Annotated in this window: 19 protein-coding genes and 1 pseudogene; 17 read left to right on the top strand and 3 right to left on the bottom strand. The window is 46.0% G+C overall.

Annotated features, from left to right (window positions below; translation table 11 throughout):
• Positions 1–26: 26 nt before the first annotated feature.
• The gene (locus AC0YNT_RS01800; protein WP_475803073.1) at positions 27–743 is read right to left on the bottom strand and encodes a response regulator; all 717 of its coding nucleotides are present in this window, start codon (positions 741–743) and stop codon (positions 27–29) included.
• A gap of 161 nt (positions 744–904) precedes the next feature.
• Between AC0YNT_RS01800 and trmL the strand changes: the two genes are divergently transcribed.
• From trmL to AC0YNT_RS01785, 3 genes are all read left to right on the top strand, one after another.
• On the top strand, positions 905–1,369 hold the full coding sequence (trmL, locus tag AC0YNT_RS01795) for a tRNA (uridine(34)/cytosine(34)/5-carboxymethylaminomethyluridine(34)-2'-O)-methyltransferase TrmL (protein WP_475803072.1): 465 nt from the start codon (positions 905–907) through the stop codon (positions 1,367–1,369).
• A 122-nt stretch (positions 1,370–1,491) separates the two neighbouring features.
• A complete protein-coding gene (locus AC0YNT_RS01790) occupies positions 1,492–1,743 on the top strand; it encodes an AbrB/MazE/SpoVT family DNA-binding domain-containing protein (RefSeq protein ID WP_167280573.1) in 252 nt (83 codons plus the stop codon).
• Positions 1,744–2,104: 361 nt separating this feature from the next.
• A complete protein-coding gene (locus tag AC0YNT_RS01785) occupies positions 2,105–3,301 on the top strand; it encodes an aminotransferase-like domain-containing protein (protein WP_475803071.1) in 1,197 nt (398 codons plus the stop codon).
• Here AC0YNT_RS01785 and AC0YNT_RS01780 read toward each other — a convergent pair.
• Positions 3,298–4,125 (bottom strand): DUF2161 domain-containing phosphodiesterase, encoded by an 828-nt coding sequence (locus AC0YNT_RS01780; RefSeq protein WP_475803070.1) that lies wholly within the window; start codon positions 4,123–4,125, stop codon positions 3,298–3,300. The genes AC0YNT_RS01785 and AC0YNT_RS01780 overlap by 4 nt on opposite strands.
• 218 nt (positions 4,126–4,343) lie before the next feature.
• On the opposite strand from AC0YNT_RS01780, the gene AC0YNT_RS01775 reads away from it, so the two are divergent.
• The 9 genes and pseudogenes from AC0YNT_RS01775 (at position 4,344) to AC0YNT_RS01735 (ending at position 14,613) form a co-directional block, all read left to right on the top strand.
• Complete coding sequence (locus AC0YNT_RS01775) at positions 4,344–6,239, top strand: PrkA family serine protein kinase (protein WP_167280422.1); 1,896 nt, start codon at positions 4,344–4,346, stop codon at positions 6,237–6,239.
• Positions 6,240–6,374: 135 nt separating this feature from the next.
• Positions 6,375–6,833 (top strand): annotated as a pseudogene (locus AC0YNT_RS01770) (protoglobin domain-containing protein); the annotation flags it as partial.
• A gap of 48 nt (positions 6,834–6,881) precedes the next feature.
• Positions 6,882–7,376 (top strand): methyl-accepting chemotaxis protein, encoded by a 495-nt coding sequence (locus AC0YNT_RS01765; protein WP_424992015.1) that lies wholly within the window; start codon positions 6,882–6,884, stop codon positions 7,374–7,376.
• Positions 7,377–7,621: 245 nt separating this feature from the next.
• Positions 7,622–9,082 carry a circularly permuted type 2 ATP-grasp protein gene (locus AC0YNT_RS01760; protein WP_167280420.1) on the top strand — a complete coding sequence of 487 codons (1,461 nt, stop codon included), beginning with the start codon at positions 7,622–7,624 and terminating at the stop codon, positions 9,080–9,082.
• Between the two features lie 32 nt (positions 9,083–9,114).
• A complete protein-coding gene (locus tag AC0YNT_RS01755; protein WP_441891021.1) occupies positions 9,115–10,110 on the top strand; it encodes an alpha-E domain-containing protein in 996 nt (331 codons plus the stop codon).
• Positions 10,107–10,988, top strand: coding sequence for a transglutaminase family protein (locus AC0YNT_RS01750; RefSeq protein WP_475803069.1), 882 nt, complete (start codon positions 10,107–10,109; stop codon positions 10,986–10,988). Before AC0YNT_RS01755 ends, AC0YNT_RS01750 begins: the two co-directional genes overlap by 4 nt.
• 633 nt (positions 10,989–11,621) lie before the next feature.
• Entirely contained in the window at positions 11,622–12,653 is a 1,032-nt protein-coding gene (locus AC0YNT_RS01745; protein ID WP_475803068.1) for an NlpC/P60 family protein, read from the top strand.
• A gap of 312 nt (positions 12,654–12,965) precedes the next feature.
• A complete protein-coding gene (locus AC0YNT_RS01740) occupies positions 12,966–13,745 on the top strand; it encodes a YheC/YheD family protein (protein ID WP_475803067.1) in 780 nt (259 codons plus the stop codon).
• A gap of 298 nt (positions 13,746–14,043) precedes the next feature.
• Entirely contained in the window at positions 14,044–14,613 is a 570-nt protein-coding gene (locus tag AC0YNT_RS01735; protein ID WP_475803066.1) for a Uma2 family endonuclease, read from the top strand.
• 127 nt (positions 14,614–14,740) lie between these two features.
• On the opposite strand, the gene AC0YNT_RS01730 is transcribed toward AC0YNT_RS01735, so the two are convergent.
• Positions 14,741–16,177 (bottom strand): SpoVR family protein, encoded by a 1,437-nt coding sequence (locus tag AC0YNT_RS01730; RefSeq protein ID WP_167280414.1) that lies wholly within the window; start codon positions 16,175–16,177, stop codon positions 14,741–14,743.
• A 165-nt stretch (positions 16,178–16,342) separates the two neighbouring features.
• Between AC0YNT_RS01730 and AC0YNT_RS01725 the strand changes: the two genes are divergently transcribed.
• From AC0YNT_RS01725 to AC0YNT_RS01705, 5 genes are all read left to right on the top strand, one after another.
• Entirely contained in the window at positions 16,343–18,118 is a 1,776-nt protein-coding gene (locus AC0YNT_RS01725; protein ID WP_475803065.1) for a sensor histidine kinase, read from the top strand.
• The gene (locus AC0YNT_RS01720) at positions 18,115–19,665 is read left to right on the top strand and encodes a response regulator (RefSeq protein WP_475803064.1); all 1,551 of its coding nucleotides are present in this window, start codon (positions 18,115–18,117) and stop codon (positions 19,663–19,665) included. The genes AC0YNT_RS01725 and AC0YNT_RS01720 overlap by 4 nt, the downstream gene beginning before the upstream one ends.
• Positions 19,666–19,868: 203 nt before the next feature.
• Positions 19,869–20,789, top strand: coding sequence for an ABC transporter permease (locus tag AC0YNT_RS01715; RefSeq protein WP_167280411.1), 921 nt, complete (start codon positions 19,869–19,871; stop codon positions 20,787–20,789).
• Between the two features lie 84 nt (positions 20,790–20,873).
• Positions 20,874–21,791 carry a carbohydrate ABC transporter permease gene (locus AC0YNT_RS01710; RefSeq protein ID WP_475803063.1) on the top strand — a complete coding sequence of 306 codons (918 nt, stop codon included), beginning with the start codon at positions 20,874–20,876 and terminating at the stop codon, positions 21,789–21,791.
• Between the two features lie 52 nt (positions 21,792–21,843).
• Positions 21,844–23,430, top strand: a complete 1,587-nt coding sequence (locus AC0YNT_RS01705) for an ABC transporter substrate-binding protein (RefSeq protein ID WP_475803062.1) — start codon at positions 21,844–21,846, stop codon at positions 23,428–23,430.
• Positions 23,431–23,584: the final 154 nt, after the last annotated feature.

The following is a 23,584-nucleotide window of genomic DNA, read 5'->3' as shown; positions in this document are numbered from 1 at the left end:
AGGCGGTCTTCATCTTTCATACAAGGTTATGCAAGGGAAGAATCGGCCATATTAGGGGCATGCAGCTTGTAACCGACATTCCGGACCGTCATAATATATTCCGGTGTTCGTGCATTTTGCTCGATTTTGTCTCGAAGATGACTAATATGAACATCAACGATCCGAGTATCGCCTAAGAAATGATAATCCCAGACGCCATGCAGCAATTGCTGTCGACTTAATACTTTACCTCTATGCTTACATAAGAAGAGAAGAAGCTCGAATTCTTTGGGTGTAAGTTCAATCGTCTTGCCATCAATGAGTACTTCGCGTTGTTCGGCACGAACCGTTAATCTTCCAATGTCGAAAGTCGTCGATTCGGCTTGACTCGGAAGAGCTTGAATTCGGCGGAAAATTGCCTGGATACGTGAAATAAGTTCTTGCGGGCTAAACGGCTTCGTCATGTAATCGTCGGCACCGTTATCTAGTCCGGCGATTTTGTCTGTGACATCCTGTAAGGCTGTTAACATTACTATAGGTACAGCGTTGCTTTGCTTGCGCAGCTCACGGCATACTTGAATGCCATCCATCTTCGGAAGCATTAAGTCAAGTACGATCAGGTCAGGGCGGAACGGCTTGAGCATCTCAAATACTGCCTCACCATCGCTTACACACCGGACATCATAGCCGGCGAGTTTCAAATTAAATTCGATAAGCATGGAGATGGAAGGCTCGTCATCGACGACCAAAATTTTCTTTTTCATCGTATCTATTCTCCTTTTGCCTCCTACATGATATCTCCATTATGAGCGGCGACATTTATGAGGAGATTAAGGGTACGTTAAGCGTATGTAAAAATTGCCGCATTCGTGCGGGAACTTAAACAATCGTGTATAATGACATAGAATGTGAGGTAAGCACAGTTATGACTTTTCATATCGTATTGGTTGAACCTGAAATTCCTGCAAACACGGGTAATATTGCACGGACCTGCGCAGCTACAGGCGCGCATCTTCATCTTGTCCGTCCTCTTGGATTCCAGACCGATGACCGCACGCTGAAGCGGGCAGGACTGGATTATTGGCATGCCGTACATGTGGAGTATCATGATTCATTCCAAGAGCTGCTGGATGCAAATCCGAATGGACGATTCTTTTATGCCAGCACTAGAGCACATAAAGTATATACGGAGTTTGAATTCCAGGATGGTGACTTCTTCGTATTTGGCAAGGAAACGAAAGGGCTGCCCCAAGAGTTGATTGAGGCTAATCTTGATACTTGTATGCGTATGCCGATGACAGGTGACGTCAGATCATTAAATCTGTCCAACTCGGCAGCGATTATTGTGTATGAGGCTTTGCGTCAGAATCAGTTCCCAGGAATGGACTGAATTAGCATGATATTAAGGATTATCCCTCAATGGGAAGGAATTCAGGTTCACCCATCGAAAGTCTATTGTGCAAAGGTTTCACAGGGATAGCTTGCAAAACTAGACATAAAGAGGTGAAAATGATGAAACCAGCAGGTGTGGTTAGAAAGGTGGACCAACTCGGACGTATTGTCCTTCCTAAATCACTGCGTAAACGGTATCAAATGAATGAGGGGGATCCTGTAGAGATCTTAGTGCAAGGCGACCATATTATTTTGGAACGTTACCGTCCAAGATGTGTATTCTGCGGATCGATGGAACAAGTGAAAGATTTCAAGGACCGTTATCTATGCGAACAATGCATGAGTGAGATGGGACAGCTTCACAACCGTTAATCAGCAATTATCCATAGCGCTATTAGTAAACCGCACATAACCATTATTCGGAACAAAAAAAAGAAGCTTTTCCTAATATGTATTAGGAGAAGCTTCTTTTTTTTGCCTGCTTAGAGGCCGTTGGTCTTGTCGTCGTTGTAGGAAGACGTCAAGATCGCAGTCAGGAACAAAATAAAGACTGTCATGACAATAACGAAAGTTGTAGACATTATGTTGACACCTCCGATAAGCTAGTTTCATTATACCCAAGGTTTAGGAAAAAGAAAACGTGTAAAGTTAGTTTTATTGCATGTAGTCTTTTTATTATGCGACAATAAAGTCATGATAAATCATGGCTTTTATTACGGGAGGGGACGGAAAAATGGAATTTCGTTTTGCATCAAGAATGACTCAGGTGAAATCATCGGTTGTCAGGGATATTTTGAAGCTGACGCAAGGATCCAATATCGTTTCTTTCGCCGGTGGATTGCCGGCTGAGGAGCTCTTTCCAGTACAGGCGGTACGGGAAGCAGCAGACCGTGCGATCTCTGCGGGTACAAGTGCGCTGCAATATGGTCTGACGGAAGGCTACTTGCCTCTAAGGGAGCAGCTCTGCGTTCGTATGGCTCAGAAGGGGATGAATGTGCAGCCTGAGGAGATGATCATTACAACTGGATCTCAGCAAGCCATCAGCCTCCTCGTACAAATACTGACAGAGCCGGGTGATACGGTGCTTGTTGAGCGACCAACTTATTTGGCCTGCCTGCAAGTATTTGAACTGCATGGACTGAAGGTTGTTGCTGCAGAAAGCGATGAGCACGGCATGATTCCGGAGGATGTTGAGCGGCTAGTTCGTCTACATAAGCCGAAATTTATGTACGCTGTACCCACTTTCGGTAATCCAACAGGTAATGTATGGAGCCTCGAAAGAAGACAAAAGCTGCTTCAAATTTGTGTAAGTCATCAAGTTCCTATTATTGAGGATGATCCATATGGTGAACTGAAATATGATAAGGATGCGGCCTATCCGACGCTCTTTGCTTTGGATCAGGAGCTGGGCAGTGGTGCGGTTATATATACTAGCACCTTCTCGAAGACGGTAGCTCCTGCGCTTCGTACAGGTTGGGCGATTGGTGATACTAGTGTCATTAAAATGCTGGCAAAAGCGAAGCAGGCGGCTGACTTGCAGTCGAGTACGATGGACCAGCAAATTTTGAGTCAGCTGCTGGCTCATTTCCCGCTTGATGATCATATTCGGGTCATCTCGGAATCGTATGGAGAGCGAATGCGTGAAATGCAGAACCTGCTGAGAGCGCAAAAGATTGCTGGCCTTAAGTGGATTGAACCAAAAGGCGGCATGTTCCTTTGGGTAGAGCTCCCGGAAGGGCTTGATGCGGAAGCTCTGCTGAAGGTAGCGGTGTCGAAGGGCGTTGCCTTCGTACCAGGAAGTGCTTTCTATGCCTACGATCCGAAGCGGAACTCCGCCAGACTCAATTTTACACATAATAAAGGAATAAAGACTGTGCAGGGTGTCGAGCGTTTGGCGGATGCGATTCGCGAGTTTACGGTGAGGAGCTAATTCTCTGGTAATAACACTTTTATAGTTTTGGTCCGTTTTGAACTTTTTGTTTTTGGTTCTTTTGGCGTTTTAACAGCTTTTGCAGCTTTGGGTTCAGGTTCTGGCGGAAGCGCAAACGTCTCGGTCCACTCGGCAATAACTTCGGCATATTCAGTTAATGCTGCGGCGCCGCTAGGGGTAAGTTGATATTGTCCGCGCCCGACCTTCTCGAACCAGCCGTAATAATTGCTGCGAAGCATAGATGGACTTTGTGGATTGCTGGTCAGCGCAGTGAGCTGGCTTGGTGACAAGATCCCGGCTTGCTGCAGGGCGTAAGCGCTGCGCAGAGCTTTCTCTCGATAAGCGGTTACCAGCTTGCGCCCCGTGCTGCCGCCAACATTGTAATCGCCGCTGCGTTCGCGGAATTCCTTAAGCAGGCGCGCCTGACGAGTTCTTCGAATGCCCCGCTTGGGCATCTCACCTGGCTCGCAGAGCATCTCAATGACCGGTGCTTTCGTCTTGAAGAAGGTAACGGTCATGAGGCCGAGACCAAGCATCCGGCATAGCTCGGTAATATCACTGAAGCGCTGATTATGCGCACCGCTCTTCTTCCTATTGCGCTCAATAGCCAGTACAACATGATCATTTATACGTAAACGTTCAATCCCTTGCAGCAAAAGTGCAAGATTGAACGTTTTTTTCATTTCGACAACAACCGCCTCGCTGCCATCTGGCTTTATCGCGACAAGATCGCAGTGAAGAACCTCGCTCTTTACCGTAAAACCAAGCTTTTCGTAGTGCCTCTTGATGGGGCTGTACAGCTCCTCTTCCTTATTAACAGCCATGTTAATCCCCTCTTTCTCCCATTATTATAACAAAGGATTGTTCATGCTTGTCGCAAAATGCTGGATTGCCGACTAAAATAGTGGTCAATTTCCTACATAACTAAGCATAGGAATGTAATACTTCACTAAAAAAGTTGGTCCACTCGATCAATGATGTAGAGATAATCCCGGGCGGAATGAAAATTGCGGATTGCGGAAGCGATGGGAGGAGGCACGGCATGGACATTTTCAAGCGGATATCGGAATATCAGACAGAGAGTGAAAAGCTTGCTTGGACTGGATCTTTTAGAGAATACATTGAGTTGTTAAGAGAGGACCCTTCCCCGGCCATGACTGCGCATGCGCGCGTCTATGAAATGATTGAATCATTTGGTGTGGAGGAAAATAGTGGAGGTAAACGCTACAAATTTTTCGAACAGGAGATCTTTGGTCTTGATCGTGCAGTGGAGAAGCTAGTGGAGGAGTATTTCCATTCTGCAGCCAGAAGGCTCGACGTTCGTAAACGGATTCTACTTTTGATGGGCCCCGTCAGTGGTGGTAAATCAACAATTGTTACGATGCTCAAGAAAGGGCTGGAGCGTTTCTCCAGAACGGAGAGGGGAGCTACTTATGCGATTAAGGGCTGCCCGATGCATGAAGATCCACTTCATTTGATCCCGCATGAGCTTCGTCCTGAGATTGAGAAGGAGCTTGGTGTAAGGATTGAAGGTAATTTATGCCCGTCCTGTCAGATGAGGCTTCGCGTGGAATACGATAGCGATATTGAGAATGTGCTTGTTGAAAGGGTGCTTATATCGGAGGAGAATCGGGTAGGTATCGGTACATTCAGCCCATCCGATCCGAAATCACAGGATATAGCTGACCTTACCGGCAGCATCGATTTCTCGACGATTACCGAATTTGGATCGGAATCCGATCCTCGGGCTTACCGGTTCGACGGCGAGCTTAATAAAGCAAACCGGGGCTTAATGGAGTTCCAGGAAATGCTGAAATGCGATGAGAAGTTCCTATGGAACCTGTTATCGCTGACGCAAGAGGGGAACTTCAAAGCAGGGCGGTTCGCATTAATATCGGCCGATGAGCTCATCATTGCCCATACGAATGAATCCGAGTACAAATCGTTTATCAGCAACAAGAAGAACGAGGCGCTGCAATCCCGTATGATTGTTATGCCAATTCCATACAACCTCAAAGTATCTGAGGAAGAGAAGATTTATACGAAATTAATCGGCCAAAGTGATATGAAGCATATTCATATTTCACCGCATTCCCTGAAGTCAGCAGCAATCTTCTCCATACTTACCCGTTTGAAAGAAACGAAGAAGCAAGGCATGGATCTTGTGAAGAAAATGCGCATGTATGATGGAGAAGAGGTTGAAGGATTTAAAGAGGCCGATCTGAAGGAAATGCAAAATGAGTACATTGAGGAAGGCATGTCTGGCATTGACCCGCGTTATGTTATTAACCGGATCTCCAGCGCACTCATTAAGCAGGATATGTCTTGTATCAATGCACTCGACGTGCTGCGCGCTCTGAAGGACGGACTTGACCAGCATCCTTCTATTACGAAGGAGGAGCGGGAGAGGTATCTGAACTTTATCTCGGTAGCGCGTAAAGAATACGATGGACTGGCGAAGAAGGAAATTCAGAAGGCTTTCGTTTATTCCTTCGAGGAATCTGCCCGTACGTTGTTCGAGAATTATCTCGACAATATCGAGTCCTATTGCAACTGGTCCAAAATTAAAGATCCTCTCACTGGTGAAGAGATGGATCCAGATGAGCGTCTGATGAGATCCATCGAGGAGCAGATCGGTGTATCTGAAAATGCGAAAAAGGCATTCCGCGAGGAAATATTAATCCGTATCTCTTCCTATTCGCGGAAAGGCAAAAAGTTCGATTTCACAAGTCACGAAAGGCTGCGTGAGGCGGTTGAAAAGAAACTGTTCACCGACCTGAAGGATATTGTGAAGATTACGACATCGACCAAAACACCTGATGAAAGCCAATTGAAGCGTATTAATGAAGTGACGAAACGATTGATTGATGAGCATGGTTATTGCCCGGTATGTGCCAATGAGCTGCTGCGGTATGTCGGAAGTCTTTTGAATCGTTAAAATAACAAGCCCGGATTGAAAGCCTGTGGACCTTAAGTCCACAGGCTTTTCTTGTCATGAAGAATACAAGATTGCATTCAGGTGGATTCCATATTTTCCGATATAATCTATATAAGATGAAAGGAGTTAAGGCCCATGATTCAAGTCTCAGAAGAACGTCTAAAACAGCTTGCGTATACCCGTATTACGGAAGAGGATTTGAAGCGGCTCGCGGATTGCCGTCCAATCTTCGAGCAGGTGGTTGAAGAAGTCGTTGAGCGTTTCTATGATAGTATCGGTGAGCAGCCGCATCTCATGCAAATTATTTCAAACGTAAGCAATATTGAGCGGCTTAAACAGACCCAACGCGGCTATTGGCTGTCGCTGGCGTCAGGTGTCATTGACCAAGCTTACATTGAGAACCGCATTACGGTAGGTCTTGTCCATTCTCGAATTGGACTTACGACCGATTGGTATTTGGGAACTTATATGACATATCTCGACATTGCTACAGTAGTTCTGCAGCGCACGATTCCGGACAAATGGACGGTCATTGTACATTCCCTGTCCAAGATGTTTAACCTTGATTCGCAGCTTGTGCTTGAAGCTTATAACCGTGCAGAGCAGGCTCTTATCCAAGATTTGGCTGATCAAAAATCAGTTATGCTGACGACAATCACGGAATCGGTTCAGCAGTTGGCAAGTTTAATGACCGAGCTTGATCAAGGTGCACAATCGATTGCTGAAGCGGCTGTATCCACTTCTCAATCGCAGGATCGGTCGCATGAGCTGCTTGGTGATCTCGAAGAAGAGCTTGCCGGCATAACAGAGATGGGTCTCTTAATCCGTGGGATCGCAGACCAGACACATCTTCTTGGGCTTAATGCTGCGATTGAAGCGGCACGTGCAGGGGAGATGGGCCGAGGATTCGAGGTTGTTGCGAACGAGGTTAGAAAGCTGGCAGCTTCCTCACGTTCTGCCCTAGAGACGATTCAAACGAACTTGGACGAGATTCAGAAGAAGGTTCATTTGGTTCAATTGGAATCCGAGAAGACATCAGTGGAAGCACGTAATCAGGCTGCAAGGTCACAGGAGCTGGCGGTATTTGTACAAACCGTCGATTCTGTTACAAAAGATTTACGGCAATTGAATACATAACAAGAGAATAGGCATATGATATAAAGCAGGGTTTCTTCGCCAGCGCAGAAGCCCTGCTTTCGTGCTATATAAGTTGACATGAAAATCCAAATCTTGTATGATAAATCTAACAAAAAATGACTTTATTTAAGGATATTAAGTATTTTGATGTAATAAAACTTAACAATTAGGTGGCAAGCCAACTTTGGTAGTCATCATCGCAGGCATCAAGAAGGTGCTGCACCATCATGGAGGAGGCGGTTGGCATGTCGACGGCCAAACAGTCGCAATCGCATTATTACGATTCGCAATCATTTTACGATGAAATGTTCGAGAAAGACTTTTCGGTTCGTCCCCACTATGAGAATATCCACCGGCTGTTCACGAGAATGAAGCCGTCGGAGCTCACGATGAGACAACATGCCCTTAATCAACGCATGATGGAAGAAGGTATCACCTTCACGCTTTATAGTCCAAACCAAAGCGAGCCCCTAGAAAGAACAATACCATTTGATTATATTCCTCGCGTTATCCCCAAGCATGAATGGGAAGCCGTTGACCGCGGCGTCCGTCAACGGACCAAAGCGCTCAATATGTTCATCCACGATATTTATCATAACCAGCGCATTGTATCCGACGGAGTCATCCCAAGACGAATGATTGTATCCAACATATATTTTCGTCCAGAAATGATGGGGTTAGACGTTCCAGGAGGCGTTTATATTACGTCCTCCGGCATAGATTTAATTAGAGACGAGAAAGGCCGTTATTTTGTCCTCGAGGATAATCTCCGCTCGCCTTCTGGTTTCTCTTACTTATTCAAAGGCCGTACTATGATGAGTGAGCTGTTTCATGATCTATACTTGTCCTCTTCCGTCCAAAGTATTGAACGCAGCTTGAACTATTTCCTGAGCTCACTTCGATCACTTGCACCAAACGGCAAGAAGGACCCGTTAATTGCACTGCTTACTCCCGGCGCATACAACTCGGCTTATTATGAGCATACCTTCCTCGCGCAGCAGCTCGGCATTCATTTGGTGGAAGGCCGTGATCTCGTCTATAAGGATCACAAAATTTATTTGCGCGATATGAGGGGACTACGCCAAGTTGACGTCATTTATCGCCGGATTGACGACGATTTTCTTGACCCGCTTGCTTTCCAGCCAGATACGCTGTTAGGCGTTCCAGGTCTGATGAATGCTTACCGGGCAGGCAATATCGCGATCGCGAATGCGCCGGGTACCGGTGTTGCTGACGATAAGGCAGTGTATGCTTACGTTCCGGATATGATTCGTTATTATCTTGGAGAAGAGCCAATTCTGCATAACGTGCCTACGTATCTGTTATCCCGGAAGGATGAGCGTGACTACGTTCTGGATCACCTGGATCAGCTTGTGGTGAAAGAGACCTCTCTCTCCGGCGGATACGGTATGCTGATTGGTCCTGCTGCTACACCAAAGGAAATTAAAGAGTTTGCCGAGGAAATCAAAAAAGACCCTAGCCGCTATATTGCACAGACGACTATGAAGCTGTCACGTGCGCCGGTTATGGTGGATGGCGTAATGGCGCCGCGCCATATTGATTTGCGGGCATTTGCTCTGATGGGTGAAGAGTCAACGCATGTTATTCCAGGCGGTTTAACTCGTGTTGCGTTAAGAGAGGGCTCACTTGTGGTCAACTCATCGCAAGGCGGAGGAGTTAAAGATACATGGGTGTTAAATCGTTAAAAATAGTCAAGATAAAGAATGGAGGTATCGCTGTGCTTAACCGAAACGCTGAAGCGTTGTTTTGGATTGGCCGCTATATGGAACGGGCGGAGAACCATGCGAGATTAATTGATGTCCACTATCACCTGCAGGCAGAAGATGAATTAGGCGTTGAAGCTTGCGGTCGAGACGGCGAAGATAATGAGGTGCCTTGCAAGTGGACTCGTATTGTTGATGCTCTAGGCAGCAGAGGCTCTTATGAGCAGCAATATGGGAGTTACACGGAGCAGGACGTTCTACATTACATCACGCTCGATCGGGATAATGCCAATTCGCTCGTTTCTTGTGTCAGTCATGCGCGGGGAAACCTTCGTACGCTGCGTGAGAAGGTTCCAAGCGAGCTGTGGGATACAATCAATTCCTTTTATTTATGGCTGCGTGAGAAACAGCCGGAGGATTTCCTGAAAGAATCTCCTCACCTGTTCTATGGACGGATCAAGGAGTGGGCTGCTTTGTTCCAAGGGCTCTGCCAATCGGTAATGCCTCGTGAGAATGAATGGCATTTCATCGAATGCGGACGCTTCCTGGAGCGGTCGGAGAATACCCTTCGGATTGTTAAAGCAGTAGGCAATGCGGCTGCCGGAGACGGCTGGAACAATACAGGGGCTTACCCTTATTTACAGGCTGTCTTGAAATCACTCAGTGGTTATCAATCGTTCCGCCGCTCATACGCCGATGGCATGTCGGTTGAGTCCATCATGGAGTTTGTCATTCTGAATCCATCGTTTCCGCGATCGGTTCAATTCTCCTTCCATGCTCTCGACGAGCATATGAAGCAAATCGAGCTTACAGATAAACAACTCCGGACCGCTCATGACCGTGTCATTCGCCAAGTGGCGAAGGTGAAAGCGGATCTTGCTTGCCTGGAGCATGACGATATGATTATTGATCGTAATGGTTCGATTGTTGGACATTTACTGGATTCGTGCCAGATGCTTGGGCACTCTTTTGCAAAAACCTTTTTTCGTATGGGGGAGGCAAGCGCATGAAGCTAAATATCTCTCACGTGACGCAATACGATTACGAGGGGTCAGCGATGGACAGTGTCAATGAAATTCGGCTGACGCCAAGCACGAATGAACGCCAATCCTGCTATCAGCAGGCTATCTTTATCGAGCCGAACGCATCCCTTTTCAGCTATGAAGACTTTTTTGGCAACCGAGTGCATTCCTTCTCTGTGAATCCGCCTCATAAGCGGCTGACGATCCGAACACAGATGACCGTAGTAACCAGACATGCGCCAAGTCCTGAGGAGCAGGCCGCACTCTTAAATGGAAAGCTGGCAAGGGAGGCATGGGCTTGGCTGGAGACGGAAGAAGCGGCTAACCGCTTTATAGAGTTTCTGATGCCTACTAGCTACACCAACATAACGGATGAAGTTCGGCAATTTGCGAGTAACGTCGTGGATAACGATGATATAAGCGTGTTAGGCTGGTTAATTGCGTTGTCCAGCAAGATACGCTCAGAATTCATCTATGACCCTGAAGCGACGACTGTCACAACAAAAGCAAGTGATATGATCGAACGCAAGCGAGGGGTTTGTCAGGATTTTGCCCATCTCATGACCGCATGCTGCCGGGTGTATAATATACCGGCCCGTTACGTAAGCGGCTATCACTTTGTAGGTGATCTGCAAGGCGGCACTGCTGACTTCGAGCAAGCTTCTCATGCTTGGGTGGAAGCCTATGTACCTCAACTTGGCTGGTGCAGCTTTGATCCTACGAATGTAGAGCCAGTCGGCGAGCGTTACGTGAAGCTGGGCCATGGCCGTGATTACAAGGATATTGTACCGGTGAAAGGTGTTTACCGCGGCAGCGGCGAACAGAAGCTGAAGGTAACCGTTGATGTCCGTAAAGTTGAAGCGTAAAGCGAAAATAAAAGGCTGCTTGCAAAGGTTCCTTTAGGGATGAACCGTTGCAAGCAGCCTTTTATACGTTAACCGAGGAAATACCGCAGCTCTACTTCAACCTCTTCAATAACAACATCCGTTATCTGCTGATCTCTTGTATATCGCCACTGCTCATAATAATCCTCTTTCATATAGACATGAACCATAAACCTAGACCCCACATTAAACATCACCCTATAACCTACGAACTTATCTTTGGACAACGGTATCACCTCGGATGTCTTATTCCTCGATTGTAAGTACTATAAAAATTATAGTGAAGATAGAGAGGAATTGCTATAAGCCGTTATCATGCTTTCTTGGGCACTTTTTCCTAAATTTTTTCTCATAATTCCCAGCAAGGTCTGGAAGCTATGGAGGAAGAAATATCCTTCCATTTTTCGATAAATACATCGTTAAAAAGAGGGGCTAAAGCAGTCTGAGACTGTGTTTGGTGGTACTTCTGTAGTGGGTCCCAGCTGTAAACTGATGGTAAAAATAGCTATATGAGAAGGTTATTATTTTGGCTTAGTCTATCAATAGTGGTAGTTTTTGGTCATTGCGGAGAGTGTTGGAATTATCATTTAATAGGAGTGGGAGGGATGTGAAAACATGAAAAAGCAAATACTTAGCCTCGCTATTATTGGATCTTTACTTGGTACAGCCGGTATCGCAAATGCCAGCACGACATGGACTACGTCAAGCGCAGTAAACAAGTACAATCAATACATAAACGCCGATAGCTATGTGAAGGACGAGCTCTATAATGTGGCTGATTTCCACTCAAAGTATGGCAGTCAGTCGAACACTCTTGCTTACCAAATTGTCGATCGGGCGATCTGGTATATGGAAAATGGGTATATGGTATACGGCAGCGGTTCTGATGCTTACGGTAAATATGGCTACGAGGATTGCTCGGGCTTTGTACGTTTTGTGTTTGGTGATTTTGGATTCAATATAACAGGCACATCTGCAAACTATAACACAGTTGGTACGAAAGTTGCCGGTGTAAGCAAGCAAAAGGTTAACGGCAAATGGAAGCTGACAGGTATCGAAAATCTGCGGATTGGTGATATTCTGACTTGGCAGGAAACAGATCATATTATGCACGTAGCTATTTATATGGGAACGAATCGTGATGGACAGCCGGTAGTTATCGGCACACGTTCAGATGGAAATCCAACAGCACTTGGTACGGTGGACGGCTGGGAATATTGGTGGGGCGAGAATTTCAAGGAAGCCCGCCGCGTAGTTCCAACAGCTGGATTTAGTGGTATGGCAGGGAAAACAATTCAGGCGCCTACTATTCCAAGCTCGTATGTACTGCCGCCGCAGAAGAAGGTACCGGCATGGACAGGTCCTAATACTTCAAACGGTAATTCGGGTACGGTAACCCCAGATCCGAAACCTACAAATCCGTCAACACCGTCGGATTCAAACACTACATATGTGGTAACGGTAAAAGGCTGGGTAAGCCTGAAATCGTCTGCGAGCTCCAGCTCGTCGACCGTTGGCCGCCTCGAGCTTGGCCAAAAAGCTGAGCTGGTCAAGAAGGCAAACAGCTACTGGTACCAAGTGAAAGTAAACGGACAAACCGCTTACATCACAACTAGCAGTACTTATACGAAGACAATAACGGAGTAGAGTTGGAACAGAATGGGACTCACTACTGAATGACATGACCACGTGTAACCTGGTGCTTTGGGAAGGGCTGCTTGGACAACGAGGATAATGTTCATGAAGGGGTGAGTTCCTCAAAAGACAAACTCAAAATAGCGTTGCAGGGATAGCTCCCTGCAACGCTATTTTTATTAAGAATTACTACATTAATTTACTAATACGAGTCGTTTCTCCAGTGAGTGAACCTTTTTTTGATGCAGATGTGTGCAGGCCTATCCACATCAGCACAAGTAGTAAAAGGCGGCGTCTCATACACTGCATTGGAGGGTGAATGCAATGTACGATAAAAAATATAACAGTCGCAGTATATATGGGAAGCTTAAGGTGTGCCGGTATTTGAATGCGCATAAAATGTTAGAAAAGCTCGTTCCTCATACCGTTTCGTTCAGCCGCGAACATATGGAATCGATGCTAGCAGGCCACTCTTCCATCTATGTAAAGCCGGATTCCGGCTCGCAAGGGATGGGGATTTTTAAAGTGAAGAAGTCGGAAAGCTCCGGCTATACGGTCAAGCATATCGTGAAGAAGAAGCAATTAAGCCATCATTTGGATACGGCATCAGCGGTCTACGATTATATAAACAAGAAGTCGGAAAAAAAGCTTATTATCCAAAAAGGCATCAAGTTGGACAGGGTGAATGGCAGAGCTTATGATATCCGGGTGATGGTGCAGCGTAAGCCGGACGGACCATGGACGGTGAATTGTTACTCCGTTAAAGTAGGTGCACTAAAGAAGATAGTGACCAACTATTATCAGGGCGGCAAATTGTACACAATGGAGAAGCTAGGGAAACAACAAGGGAAATCAGCGGCAACGACCTCAAAGCGGCTGTACGATTTGAAATCGATGTCCCTTAAGATCGCCGAGCATCTCAGCGGCAAACGCGAGGGGATGCATGAGATGGGAATCGATTTTGCTTACGATCGTAATCAAAAGTTATGGGTCATCGAAGTGAACTCGAATCATCCGCAGTTTTATCCGATAAAATGGCTTGATCCAAAGGCCTTTAAGAAGATGAAAGAGTTCGCGAAGAGTTACGGTAGGAAGGATACGTAATTAGCTCGACGCGCAAAAGACCGGGAAGAAGCAGCCAAAGCTGCTCTTTCCGGTCTTTTGCATGCCTACACTATCCCTTACACATAATGAATTCCCCCATTCGTTAGTGAATGTAAGAACTGCGTACTCAGATTTCGTAGCAATATGTGTTATAATTTAAGTACACGCGACCAGATTTTCACAATACATTGAAAGATGTTGTGGTGTGTAACAACAGACGAAATCATCAAACAGATTAAATAAAAGTGAGTTATAGATAAGTGGTAACAGGTAATAAATCCGAAGGAGGTAGATCCAAGTGTCGAATCCGGATGAGAAGAAGCTGCACACGTATCAAGACTGGTTGTCATGGGACGGAGTATGGGAATTAATTAACGGCAAGGCATATAACATGTCGCCGGCGCCTACAGCCCTTCACCAGTTTATTGTAGGAGAGCTGCATTTCGCGCTACGAACACACCTGCAGAATCAGAGCTGCTATGTGTTTGTCGCTCCGTTCGATGTGTTCTTCAGCGAGAGCGAACAATATGATAGACCTGATCATGTGACGCAGCCGGACCTATCGGTGGTCTGCTCCAAGAATCAGATTTCCAAGAACGGCTGTCATGGCGCCCCGACGATGATTATCGAAGTGTTGTCGCCATCAACGGCGCTTAAGGATTTCAATGAGAAGTTTAATCTTTATCAGAAATATGGCGTTCAGGAATATTGGATCGTTGACCCCGGTAATCGCACGGTTCATGTATATGCGCTGCAGGATGGTGTATATCAGGTGCGGGATTTATATACGGAACAGGATAGCGTGCGGTCGAATGTGTTCAAGGATTTTCAGATATCACTTGGCAAGCTGTTTAACTTGGAAATCTGATTCTGATTCTGATTCTGATTCTGATTGTAATTGGACAATCTGTCATAACCATATCTTGTTGTAAAAAAGACCGGGAAGAAGCAGCCAAGCTGCTCTTTCCGGTCTTTTGCATGCCTACAATTGCCCTTTACACAAACTTCCGACTCGTCTTTTTCCCGTCGCAGCTGAACACAATCTTTTTGTCCTCGACAACCGTTTCCAGATGGACATTCTTGCCCCAGAGCTGAACCACATAAGGGAGGGTGCGCTCAACATACTTGAGGTCAAGCTCCGTTCCCTCATAGTTATGCTTCATATAAAGCTCGCCAACCCGGTTGAAGTCGCCGTCCGTTACAACGAGGCTTGGAAAGCCGCCGTTTACCTTAGAATAAACGAGCTGCTCACGGATGTTTTCCCAGGATTTATCGGTGATTTTCCACTCAGGACCTTTCTTTTCGAAAATATAAAGATCAAGCTCATCCACCAGGTTCTTCGTCAAGTAGTTGCGGAGGAAGGAGATATCCGAATCAAATTCACGAACTTCGAATATTTTCTCACGGCCTTTGCCTGGTACACGACCGAAGCGTGCTTGTTCCTCTTTAGTAGGATTATCCCAACGTTTCTCGATGTCCTCAAAGATCTTCAGACCTAGATAATAGGGATTAAGGCTATGTTTTGAAGGGACTACAACTGAGGAGTTCAGCTTGGCGAACTCAATGGTCTCATCGCTCGTAAGCGGCAATTCGCGGATAATACGCTGATGCCAATACGAAGCCCAGCCTTCGTTCATAATCTTCGTCTCAATCTGCGGCCAGAAGTATAGCATCTCGTCGCGCAGCATGGACATGATATCGCGCTGCCAAGGCTCAAGCTTTGGCGAGAATTCCTCAATGAACCAGATCAGATCCTTCTCAGGCTCTGGCGGGAATTGGGTGAGAGCGGGACCTGATGCGCCGTCGGAATCCTCGGCCGCTTCAAGGGACCAGAGATCTTCGTAATCCGATTTGGCGGACAGCTTAGAAGAACGTGATTTCTCCTTGGTCAGCAATTCAATATAGCGGGACTTATCGAGTTGGTATGGCTTAATAATGGTAGGATCAACATGCTCTTGAATAGCAAGAACGGCATCAATGAATTTCTCGACGGCCTCCGTACCGTAATCCATCTCGTATTGGGAGATGCGATCGGCTGTAGCAGACATACTTTCGACCATATTGCGGTTTGTTGCGCTGAAACGGGCATTATTCTTGAAAAAATCACAGTGGGCAAGAACGTGAGCGACGATCAGCTTGTTCTGAATAAGCGAGTTACCCTGGAGAAGGAAGGCGTAACAAGGGTTCGAGTTAATAACCAGCTCGTATATTTTGCTTAGACCGAAGTCGTATTGCATTTTCATTTTATTGAACGTTTTCCCAAAGCTCCAGTGACTGAAGCGTGTCGGCATACCGTAAGCGCCAAACGTGTAAATGATGTCCGCCGGACAAATCTCATAACGCATAGGGTAAAAATCGAGCCCAAAACCTTGCGCGATTTCTGTGATTTCATCAATAGCTCGTTCTAGTGCACGGATCTCATCCTGATTCATTCCGCTATCCCCCCGTACTTAATAAATACCGTTCATACCATTTGTATGCCTATGCCACTAGTGGATATGCCCTCCCGGTTCAAGTAATCTCCTATTTATTTATTCAAAGAATTCGTTTATGATTTGCCTAATAATTGACGATAAGACCAGGAGGGCCGTCGCACCATGGACAAGCGGATGAGAACGTTTATGCCTTTTACGTACAAAATGATGATTTCCTACCTGCTGCTTGTCTTAATTACAGATGCCGTGATTGGCTATTTCTCGTATACGATGCTTGTGCAGTCCCGTACGGAAATGGCAGAGACGAATATAAAGACGGCGATGCAGCAGACGGAAAATAACCTCAGCTACCAGCTGGATGAGATTCAGCGGATGTCGGATACGTTGTTTGGAAGTCTCTCTTTTCAACGAGCTTTGCAGAAGAAAGGCGATCCGTTCCAAACTTATCTGACGATGCTCGATGAGATTGTTCCGCAGATTCAGGCACCGCTGCATTTGTACGGCAATCATATTCGGCTCCTTGTCTACACGACAAACGGATATCTGAACGAGGTTGACGGGGACAGCATGTACGAGGAGATTAAGGACAGTGACTATTATATTTTGCCATACAGCGAAATTACGAATAAGTCATGGTTTAACGCTATCGAGGATTCGGACCGAGATAATATATGGCTGCAGGTCGATACGGATCAAAGCCTCAACAATATTTCGCATTTCCGGAAGCTCGTATCTTACAACGACTATAAGACGATTATTGGCTATGTCCGTATCACGACAAGGCTGGATGATTTATTAGGTGATTTTAAAGCGTTTCCAACCGAAGAAGGCCTCATCCTGCGGCTGATGGATACAAGCTCGAACACGGTTATGTTCCAGCGAGGCGACAATGGGCAGGAGAAAGATGCAGCAGAGGGTTCCAGATTGACAGAGGATGATGCGACTTATCTCGTTCTGGAAAATAAGATTCCTAACACCAGTCTCGTCATCGAGACGCTGGTGCCACGTACTTATCTGAGCAAGGATGCGGTCAAGCTGCGTGGCGTTATCTTCTCGGTATGCTTCATCAGCTTTCTTGTCATGTCACTCATCGGATTCCTGGTAGCTAGGTTATCAGGCCGGAAAATGCGTCGGATCGTTACGTTCCTCCGTTCCTTCCAGCAAGGAAGCTTCCAGAAACGTCTCCGTTTTAGCGGGAATGACGAATTTGTTCATATTGCCGGAGCTTTTAATGATATGGCAGAGAACATTCAAGATTTGATCAAGAAGGTGTATGTCGAAGGCATTCAGAAAAAACAAGCGGAGCTTGAGGCGCTTCAGGCGCAGATTAATCCCCATTTCTTATACAATACCTTATCGACCATTGGCAGTCTTGCGAATCTGTCCGAGACGGAGAAGGTCACGGGGATGGTTGAAGGACTGGCGAAGTTTTATCGGCTGACACTTAATGATGGACATGTCTTTATCCCGCTGTCTAAGGAACTCGAGCAGGTAGAGTCGTATCTGGACATCCAGCGTATTAAATATGCAGGGAAATTTGATGTGCATGTTGATATGGAGCGGGAGCTTGAAGACTGTAAGGTCATTAAGCTGATCCTGCAGCCTTTTGTGGAAAATATATTTAAGCATGCTTGGTTTGGTGAGCATATCGCTATTCGTATTAGCGGCAGAGTGGTTGGTAATAAAGTAGAGCTGAAGGTAATCGATACCGGTATCGGCATGAAACCGGATGTGTTAAAGGCTGTGCTTGCCCAGCCTGGCCAAACGGGAGGGTATGGTATTCGTAACGTGGATGATCGTATTAAGCTGAGATACGGTGATGAATATGGAATTGAGATCGGAAGTGTATTTGGCGGAGGAACAACGGTCCGGATCCTGCTCCCAATCGATAAGCAAGGTACAGCATATGAGGAAGAGCAGAGGAGGCATCTGGCATGATAACGGTATTATTAGTGGATGATGAAGCAGTTGATTTGGAATGGCTGCGGCGCAGAGTGGTTGGCAGTCCGCTGCCTTTGCAGGTCGTGGGGACGGCTAGCAGTGGTTTTAACGCCTTAAAGCTGATGGAAGATGAACGTATTGATGTTATTTTATCGGATATTCGGATGCCGATTATGTCGGGAATGGAGTTTGCGCGGAAGGCGAAAGAGCTGAACCCACACGTTCAGATTGTCTTTATTAGTGGTCATGAGGATTTCGGTTACGCAAAGGAAGCGATTCAGATGAATGCTTCTGGCTATTTGCTCAAGCCTGTTAAAGATCAAGAGCTGCAGGACATGCTGGAAACCGTGTGTTCGCAGGTTGAAAAGGAACGCAAGCGGCATACCATTGTATCGGAAGCTTTATCACTAGTGAACCGGGAGCTTCTGCTTCGCTGGCTCGCGGATGCCTCGGAGGAACATGAACGCGAGCATATTGCACCTTTCTTGACCACTTTGCTGCAATATGGAGCAGCCGCGGCTGTTATTGAAATCGATGATGTGGAATGGAAAATTCCTGAGCAGGAGCGGCGCAGCCAGATCCGCAGCATCTCCTCCTTTGTTGAACATTTTGCTCTCGATAATAATGGCGGGACGGTGCTTGCAAGTCACGATCAACGGATTGTTATCCTGTCTCCGATCTCCGATGAACGGTTTACCGCGATGCTGGAGGAGCTTGTAGAGGATGTTCGGCAGAACTTCCCGGTTACGATAACTGTTGGAGCAGGCAGCTCTGCCCGGGATATCGAGGAGCTTCGTGAATCATATCGCCAGGCGCAGGCCGCACTTAGTGCGAAATGGCTGGTAGGCAAGAACCGATTGATTAAGGATGTGTCAGGAACAGCAAGAGAGGATAAGCTGGAGCCCAATATTGAAGCTAATGTTGAGCAGATGCTTACGGCTATTTTAGAATATGATCTTGTTGCCATTGATGACAGGCTTCTCCAGCTGTTTGATAAGAATGAGATTGTAAACCAAAAACAATATGCCTACAATCTGATCATTCGTATTACCTCAAAGCTGCATGCAGATTTGTTGCAGCAGAATGAGAATTTGTATGAGCTGCTCAAATGGGATGCGCAGGTTCTTTTCCAGTTCGAGACGATTGATGATATTTTATCATGGCTGAGAAGAAGATTTTTCGAGCTGTCGGAGCTCTTATATGTCAAACGGCAGAAACAAAAGCGCAAGTTATTCGATAATATTATGACCTTTGTTGATGAACGGTTAGAGCAGAAGATTACACTTAAGGAAGTGGCAGCTCATTTTGATTTTACACCCAATTACTTAAGCACCCTGTTCAAAGAGGAGATTGGCATCTTGTTCAGCGATTGGCTGAATGAGCGGCGGATGGACCGAGTCCGGGAGCTGCTCGCTGATCCTTGCCTGAAGGTGTATGAGATTGCAGAGCGTGTTGGCTACAAGAACATCATTTATTTCAATCGGCAGTTTAAGCAATTTACAGGAATGACACCAGGAGAATACCGGAAGAAGCATAAAATTTAGTCCGTTTGATCTTAAATCAAAAGCCTGCGGTCTCTTTTTTTTCGAGCCTGCAGGTTTTTCTTTTTGTCTTCAATAAACTAAACTTTCTTAAACGAATCGTAGATTAAGTATTACTTTTTGTAGTTTGGCTTAATTTTGGAGTGCCTGTGTGATTTATATAATTAACTTATACGAGAGAGAGATCACACAGGAGGAGAATTCGAATGAAGCAACGCGGATTTTGGGGCTACGCCCTCCAGAACAGAACGCTGCTGCTCATGCTCGCGCCAGCAGTAATCTTTTTTATACTGTTCGCTTACATCCCAATGGCCGGCATTGTGCTCGCATTCAAACAATACAACAACACGGGAGGCATCTTCGGAAGTCCGTGGAACGGGATCAGTAACTTCCGCTTTTTCTTCGAGTCAGGCAATGCCTGGATGGTAACGAGAAATACAGCGCTGTATAATATCGCGTTTATTATCGTGAATAACTTACTTCAGATTGCGGCTGCGATTCTGCTGTTCGAAGCAGTGGGCAAATGGTTCCGCAAGTTTACACAAACGATGCTGTTCCTGCCCTACTTTATTTCATGGGTTGTCGTAGGAGCGATTGCATATAACCTGTTCAACTACGATGTTGGTACGCTGAACGTGATGCTGAAGGGACTTGGACTTGAACCAGTTGATATTTACAACACGCCTTCGTACTGGCCGGTTATTCTGGTGCTTGTATCCGCTTGGAAAACGCTTGGTTACGGCTCAGTTATGTATCTGGCGGCAATAACGGGAATTGACAACGAAATGTACGAAGCCGCTGAGATTGACGGAGCAAACGTGTTCCAACGCATCTTGCATATTACTTTGCCTAATCTGTTCCCTACCGTAATTATTCTGGTGCTGCTTGCAGTGGGCAATATATTCAGAGGCGATTTCGGGATGTTCTACAATATGGTCGGCAACAACGGGTTGTTGTTCTCCTCGACCGATGTCATTGATACCTTCGTATTCCGGTCGCTCACGACCTCGAACGAAATCGGCTTATCGGCTGCTGCAGGCTTCTATCAGTCCGTGCTTGGCTTTGCAACGATCTTGCTGGCAAACTATGCGGTACGCAAATACGACAAAGATCATGCTTTGTTCTAAAAGAACATGCTTACGAAGTAAGAATTATCACAAATAGCTGATAGAAAGCTATTTGTGTGACAATTCTTTTTAGGAGGGTTTACGATGAGTGCAATTGCCCCTACGGCAAAAAATGTTATCAAACCACAGTTGGATATCATCCTGCTGAAGATTATCGGGTATGTGTTTATTGGCCTGCTCGCCATTATTTGCTTTATTCCTTTCCTGCTCGTGGTATCATCCTCATTATCGCAGGAAAGCTCCATTGTGGAGAAAGGTTATCAGCTCATACCAGCGGCTTGGTCTACCGAGGCTTATAGCATGCTGTTTAAATATCCGGAGCAGATGCTTCGGGCGTATGGGGTCACGCTTGCCGTGACAGCAATCGGTACACTGGTTGGTTTGTTTATAACCGCCATGACAGCTTATGTCCTGCAGCGGAAAGATTTCAGATGGCGTAACCAATTTGCTTTCTTCTTCTTCTTTACGACACTGTTCAGTGGAGGCCTGGTACCCTGGTATATGCTGATCGTTACGTATTTGGATTTGAAAGACAAATTAATCGTTCTTATTCTCCCGATGCTGCTGAATGTGTTCTATATTATCGTGATGAAGACATTTATGAGCAGCATTCCCGAAGCGATTACCGAATCGGCCAAAATCGACGGAGCAGGCGACTTCCGCATTTTCGTCCAGCTGATTCTGCCGCTGTCCAAACCTGTACTTGCCACCATCGGCCTTTTTATCGCTTTGGCTTATTGGAATGACTGGTACAATGCGCTTCTGTTTGTCAGTGATGAGAAGCTGATGCCGCTGCAATATTATTTGTACAAAATGCTTGGCAATATGGATGGCATGCGTAAAGCAATGATCGCATCCGGAGCTGTCGTAACAACGAACATCCCTACAGAAAGCCTCAAGATGGCGATGACGATTGTTGCAACAGGGCCAATCCTGCTCGCTTATCCATTCATTCAACGTTATTTCGTGCAAGGTCTTACGCTTGGCGCAGTGAAAGGATGACCTCAGGGTAACCTGGTTATCATACATTACTACCATTATTAGGGGGATAAACATGCCAAACAAAAAATCGGTCATGATGCTAGCAGCAACTTTTGCTTTATCTGCTACAGTTCTAGGCGCATGCGGCAGCAACAACAATGGTAATAACAATACGAACTCGGCAGACGCTTCACAATCACCTGCTGCTGAATCCGCAGCTCCATCGGCCTCTGCTGATGCAGGTGCAGTTGATACATCAGAAGAACTAAAAATTAAAATGCTGATGGTTGGCGGCAAACCGGTTGATTATGACGCTGTATTCGGTGAATTAAACAAAAAGCTGAAAGAAAAAGTAAACGCTACCGTTGAGGCTGAATTCCTTGACTGGGCGGATTGGACTCAGAAATATCCTTTGAAATTCGCAGCGAATGAAGATTTCGATATTGCATACACAGCTAACTGGGCGTTCTATAATGACCAGGCACTCAAAGGCGGCTTCATGGAGCTGACCGACGACATGCTGAATAAGTTTATGCCGCTTTCGATGAAAGCAATGCCAGCAGTAGCTTGGGAACAGTCCAAGGTTGGCGGCAAGCAATACCTGGTACCAAACAATAACCCTGAAGTAACAGACAAAGCGGTTCTGATCCGTGAAGATCTTCGCAAAAAATATAACCTGGAGCCGGTTAACAGCCCAGAAACTTATGCGGCCTATCTGAAGGCAATTGCTGCTAACGAAAAAGGCGTCAACGCTTTTAATGCAAAAGGCGCTGACGGCTGGAAATGGCATGAGCTTGACCAAATCCTGCTTGAGCAGGCGAATGACTTCAACTTAGTTGATTACAGCATGCCGCTTGCTTACAAGCTGGATGATGCTACAGGTAAAGTATTCAACATTTATGATACACCTGAATTCAAATCCCTTCTTACTTACTACAAAGATTTGGCTGACAATGGTGCTTGGTCCAAGAACATTGTAAGTAACAAAAATGACGTATGGCAGGACATGAAAGCTGGCAAAACTGCTTCTTACGCTCAAAACTTGGGTACAGTAGCGATGAACCTTGCAGAACTGAAACGTGAACAGCCGGAAGTTGAGCTGGCGATTGCGGATCTGACGCCTAACAGCAAGAAAATCGCGGCAATCTCAACACAAAACGGTTTCGCGATCCATGCTACTTCGAAGAAAGCAGAGCGTTCGCTGATGGTGCTTGATCTGCTGCAAAATGATAAAGAAATTCATGACCTGTTCATGTATGGTATTGCTGGTACAAATTATGAGCCAGTAGGCGATGACAAATTTAACGCTCTGCCAGGTACACCTAACTACACTGGTTTTTCTAACTGGGGCTCGAACTCCCCGCTGAACCGTATGGATGCATCGTATCCAGCTGAAGCAGATGCTATTGCAACAGCTTGGGAGCAAAAGGTATTCCACTTCAAGCTTGAGACGTTCGTATTTAACGATGCAAACGTGAAAAACGAAGTAGCTAACGTAGGCAATGTTATGCTCCGTTATGCGATTCCGCTCGAATACGGCCTGATCAAAGATATCGACAAAGGCCAAGCAGATCTGATTGCACAGCTGAAAGCTGCAGGTATTGAGAAAGTGCAGACGGAGTTGCAGAGCCAAATCGATGCGTTTTTGGCTGCACAATAAGGGGAGACGATTGTCTCTCCTTGCAAGAAAATGATTCATTAAGAGAAATGAGTTTTACGACGGAACGGGGTATCCCCTTCGGCCGCTGTTGTCTGCAGGAAATTTGAATAACATTTAGATGTTTTTCCCGCAGACAAAGGCGGACGCTCACGCT

The organism is Paenibacillus sp. J22R56 (genome assembly GCF_056269375.1).
Note: the sequence above shows the minus strand (reverse complement) of the source record. Positions and strands in the feature narration are given on the sequence as shown.